This window comes from Mesorhizobium sp. M7A.F.Ca.CA.002.15.2.1 (genome assembly GCF_003998715.1).
Lineage (GTDB): Bacteria > Pseudomonadota > Alphaproteobacteria > Rhizobiales > Rhizobiaceae > Mesorhizobium > Mesorhizobium ciceri.
Window position 1 is genome coordinate 1 of the sequence record NZ_RZPI01000444.1, and the last position, 4,792, is coordinate 4,792.

At 61.2% G+C, this 4,792-nt stretch carries 3 protein-coding genes and 1 pseudogene; 2 read left to right on the forward strand and 2 right to left on the reverse strand.

Annotated elements, in window-relative coordinates; all coding sequences use genetic code 11:
- A pseudogene (locus ENZ74_RS35300) lies at positions 1–90 on the reverse strand (30S ribosomal protein S6); the annotation flags it as partial.
- A 451-nt stretch (positions 91–541) separates the two neighbouring features.
- On the opposite strand from ENZ74_RS35300, the gene ENZ74_RS22185 reads away from it, so the two are divergent.
- Positions 542–2,203: a pilus assembly protein gene (locus tag ENZ74_RS22185; RefSeq protein WP_063167703.1), complete on the forward strand. Its 1,662-nt coding sequence runs from the start codon at positions 542–544 to the stop codon at positions 2,201–2,203.
- Between the two features lie 47 nt (positions 2,204–2,250).
- Here the strand turns inward: ENZ74_RS22185 and ENZ74_RS22190 are convergent, their stop codons facing one another.
- Positions 2,251–4,182 (reverse strand): LTA synthase family protein, encoded by a 1,932-nt coding sequence (locus ENZ74_RS22190; RefSeq protein ID WP_024504319.1) that lies wholly within the window; start codon positions 4,180–4,182, stop codon positions 2,251–2,253.
- A 277-nt stretch (positions 4,183–4,459) separates the two neighbouring features.
- Between ENZ74_RS22190 and ENZ74_RS22195 the strand changes: the two genes are divergently transcribed.
- Positions 4,460–4,792, forward strand: a 333-nt coding sequence (locus ENZ74_RS22195) for an ACP S-malonyltransferase (RefSeq protein ID WP_164761132.1), incomplete at its 3' end; no start/stop codon positions are given.

The window sequence follows — 4,792 nt, forward strand, 5'->3', positions numbered from 1 at the left end:
GATGACACCCTTGTACTGTTCGACAAGCGCATCGACCTGCTGCTGCGAGAGGTCCTGCCGGGCAAGAAACACATGTTCGTAAAGAGCCATTATGTCTTATGCCTTTCTTCGTTTCTCTCCCGGTTCCCGGCGGCAAAAGCCTCTGCAACTTCTCTGACCCGCAAACCCTCGAGGGGCAGGGGGAAGAAAGGAGCATGACGAGACGGTCGAGAGCGGAGACACGGGAGGCGGAAGCACTTCCGGCTTCACACGAAGGTTCTGAAAAACCTCCGGCCCTCCGTTCAGCCCCCAGCAAGGACCGGCAGATTGCGGGCGTCTATACAGCAATCCGGCCGCAAAGCAAGGGCAAGCGGCATTCCCGTGTGTCGCAGGCGACGATCGGGAGCAGCAACGGCCGGAGTCGTGGTTTCCGGCAACCACGTCTTAACCACACCAGCAGGTTGTGTGGAGTTGAAGCCTGGCCGTCAACGGTCGATTCATCATGGAAGGCGCAAAAGCCCGGACAACCGCGCAAAAGCGGCAAGCATTTCCGGGGGTAAGGATGCTTCTCAACAAATTCTGGCGCTCGAAGAGCGGCAATTTCACGCTTGTGCTGGGACTGGGTTTGCCGGTCATCCTGACGGCAGTCGCTTTCGCAACCGATGTCTCGACCCTTATGCGGGCCAAGAGCAATTTGCAGAACGCTCTCGATTCGGCAAACCTTGCTTCTTCGCATCTTGGCGATCTCGACATCACCCGCAATGACGCTTTCAACCGCTATTTCCAGGCCAACATCGTCGGTCATGGCGAGCTCGACAATGCGCAGGCGACGTTGACTGTCGACAAGGGCGTCAACTTCGTCAAGACCAAGGCGGTTGCCTCGGCGGACGTCCATCTCAACTTCGCCTTCCTGTTCGGCGACAGCAAGCACATCGTGGTCGATGCCTCGGCGGTCGAATCGAACAACCAGCTCGAAGTCGTGCTGGTGCTGGACAACACCGGCTCGATGGCCGGCGCGCGGATGACGGCGCTGAGGACGGCGACAAAATCGTTGCTCGACACGCTCGAAGCGGCGAAATCGCCAACGCGCAAGATCCGCGCCTCGCTGGTTCCTTTCGTGACGGCCGTCAATGTCAATGGCGACGGCTTCGACCCGTCCTGGATCGACATGGACGGCAAGTCCTCAACCAACGGCGTCAATTTTCCCGTCATCGACGGCAAGCGGCCGAACCACATGGCGCTTTTCAAACAGCTCAAGAAGACCGGATGGGCCGATGCCGGATGGAATGGCACCGGATGGAAAGGTTGCGTCGAGGCGCGGCCAGGCGCTTACAATATCTCCGACACGCCACCCGACCCGGCCAAGCCCGACACGCTGTTCGTGCCCTACTTTGCGCCGGATGATCCCGAAGACGCCCAGAAGCCGTCTGGCTCCTATGGCAATTCGGATAAATACTACAACAACTCCTATCTCAACGATGTCAGCGACAAAACCAGGCTTGCCCAGTCGGGCATCAACATTCTGGGCATCGATCTCAGCAACCTGCTCGGCAATCTCATCGAACTTCTGTCGCCCGATGACAGGGATGCCAGGGAAAAGATCGCCAAATATGTTGCGCCCGCCAAGGAACTCATCACCGAGATCGGCTCTCCCGTCACTGTCGGCCCGAACCGTGCGTGTCCGACCCCGGTGGTCCCCCTGACCGACGATTTCGACAAGCTGCGCAAGGCGGCCAGTCAGATGACCGAGTGGAATGGCTCGGGTACCAATGTCTCCGAGGGCCTGTCATGGGGTATGCGTGTGCTGTCGCCCGCCGCGCCCTACACCGACGGAGCGCCTTGGAAGACGCCCGGCATCAGCAAGATCGTGCTGTTGCTCACCGACGGCGAGAACGTCGTCTATGGCGCCAGCGAACAAGAACCGACAAAGTCGGATTACACATCCTATGGCTATCTGGCTGGCGGCCGCTTCGGATCGGACAACCAGACGACCGCTGCGCGCAATGTCGACGGCTGGACCAAAAACGTTTGCACGCAATTGAAGAACGAGGGCGTGCAGATCTACACCATGGTGCTGCAATCCGACACCGCAGCCAACCGTGCGCTTTACAGCGCCTGCGCCTCGGATCCGAGCAACTATTATGCCGTCAACGATCCGACCAAACTGCCGAACGTGTTCCTTCAGATCGCCAACAACTTCACGAAGCTGCAATTGACCAACTGAACACGCGAACCGAGACGGACCAGCAGGCTCTGAGGAAATCGCTGGCCTCAACTCGTATGGGCGGCGACAATCTTGTCGACCGTTTCGGGGAAGAAGTCGGGCGCTGCGTGGCGTTTGCCGAACATCATATCGTACTGCAGCAGGCGGAAATCGCGGATCGCCGGATCGATCTCCTTCTGCCGCGCCCAATCGGGCGTGGCCTCGCCAGCCGGCGTCAGCAGCAAATTGCGGTCGACGACACGGTAGTGTTCGCTCATCTCGCCCAGGAAGCCGGTGTAGTAGGGATGGCTGATGCCGGCCGTCTTCAGGATATGATAGGGCAGGAAGGCCGGGCTGACAGCGCCCATGTGCTCAGCCGGCCCGGTGCGGTTCGACCAGATGACCAGCGGCGTCTCATGATGCTCGAGGGCAGCCTCGGGCGACGCTTCCTTGCGCGGCGCGACATTGTCCTTCAGGAAGCCGGTTTCGACATAGACCGGCCCGAGCGGCGGCAGATGGTCGCCGAAGAAGGCGATCACGGTTGGGCGGGAGCGTGTCTTTGCCCATTCGACGAGGCGTTCGAGACCGCGATCGGCATCGGCTGAGCCTTCGGCGTAGCTGAGCAGCGATTCGCGCGCCCACTGGCTGATCGGCGCCTGCACCCTGTGCGTGGGACTGTAATAGCGGTTCGGTTCGTAGGGACCGTGGTTTTGCAGGCTGACCGCAAAGAAGAACACCGGCTCTTCGCTGGCGTCGGCCTCGCTGATGATCTCGTCGGTCATCGCGGCATCCGATGCCAGTGGCCCGCGCTTTTGCATTGGCGGCAGCGTCTCTTCCGACTTGAAATCGTTGAAGCCGAAATCGGCGTAGACCGCGCCACGGTTCCAGAACCAGTTGGTGCCCGGATGGATGGCGCGCGCCCGATAACCCTGGCTCTTGAGGAAGGTTGCCAGCGACGGCGTCGGCGTGCGCACATATTGCTGGTAGGGGATGCTGCCGGCCGGCAGGAACGCGTTGGAGAAGCCGGTCAGCGCCTCGAACTCGATATTGGCGGTCATGCCGCCGAACTCCGGCGAGAACATCGAGCCGGAGCGCAGCGCCCGCACATTGGGGATCGGATCGGGCGTGATGGTGACGCCGGGCAGCTTGGTCGGGTCCCAGAAGGACTCGCTCATGACGATGATGATGTCAGGCTTCTCGGCCGGCACCGAGGCGGTCACATCGGGCCTGGCGATCGCCGCGATCGCCTTGTCGGAATAGCCCGGCGGCGCAGAGACATGCGCCATCGGCACATTGAGCGCAAAGGCCAGCGCAAAACCGTTGGAGGCATAGTTTTCCTTCTGGTCCCACATGATCGGGATGATCTGCAACCGGTCCCTGGTCCAGGAGAAGGTGGCATAGTCCATGATCGAAACGAAGAAGGCGAGCAGCGGCACTGCCAGCGTCAGCCGCGCAAGGCGTCCCTTGCGGCTGAGTGCGGGAACCTTGCGGCGCCACATCCGCCAGCCATAGACGAGCAGCGACAGGCCGGCGACGATGCCGACGACCATGGCGAGCGCGGTCATCGGCCGGTCGCGCACCAAAAGCGGCAACAGCGCGAAGATCTGGCGGGCATAGAGGAAATCGGTCGGATAGAGCGGATCGCCGAGATAATGCGACTTCTGGTGGCCGACGAAGGCAAGCGATAGCGTCAGCGGCGCGACGATCATCAGGCTCTGATGGCTGCGGCCCAGCACCGCATCGAGGCCGATCAGGATCAGCGCGAACACGACGATGGTGGTCCAGCCCGGCTTGAGCGGCTGCAGGAAGAAGGAGACCGTGCCGGCAAAGTCGCCGCGCACGATCAGTTCGATGGCAAACACCAGGACGGCGGCGATCGCCAGGCTGATCAGCCCATAGCGCACGACCGGCCATCTCCTGCCCGGCAGATAGCCGGTGGAGGGGTCGTCTTCCAGGAACTGTGGCGCGGCCTTGCCGGCGCGTTTGTAACTCTTTGCCACTTTAACTTCCCCACCCAGCGACAAGCACGTCACTCGATTGTCATGGAATTGTCACGCAAAGCTAGCGCCTGTGGCCAAAATAAGAAGAGCCAGCAAACGAATCGTGAGCGGTTTTCATCAGGAGTGATCGCCAAAAAGCCTTTCGGAACAGGCACTCGGCGGATGAAGCTGCGGTCGAGCAGGGTCGAACCGGGCTTGACTTGGCGGCCTGCCTTGCGTCACAGGCAAGAAAAACTCGTCTATCAGGCAAGCAAAACCAGCCCTTGGGAGCCCGCGCATGGCCGTTGCATTCACCTTTCCTGGACAAGGCAGCCAGGCAGTCGGCATGGGCAAGGATCTCGCCGAGGCCTTTCCCGAGGCGCGCAGAATTTTCCAGGAAGTCGACGACGCGCTCGGCGAAAACCTGTCGAAGCTGATCTGGGAAGGGCCGGAAGAGACGTTGATGCTGACCGCCAACGCGCAGCCGGCGCTGATGGCGGTGTCGCTGGCCGCGATCCGGGCGCTGGAATCGCGCGGCTTCTCGCTGAAAGGCAAGGTCGCCTATGTCGCCGGTCATTCGCTGGGCGAATATTCGGCGCTCGCGGCCGCTGGCTTCGTTTCGGTTGCCGCT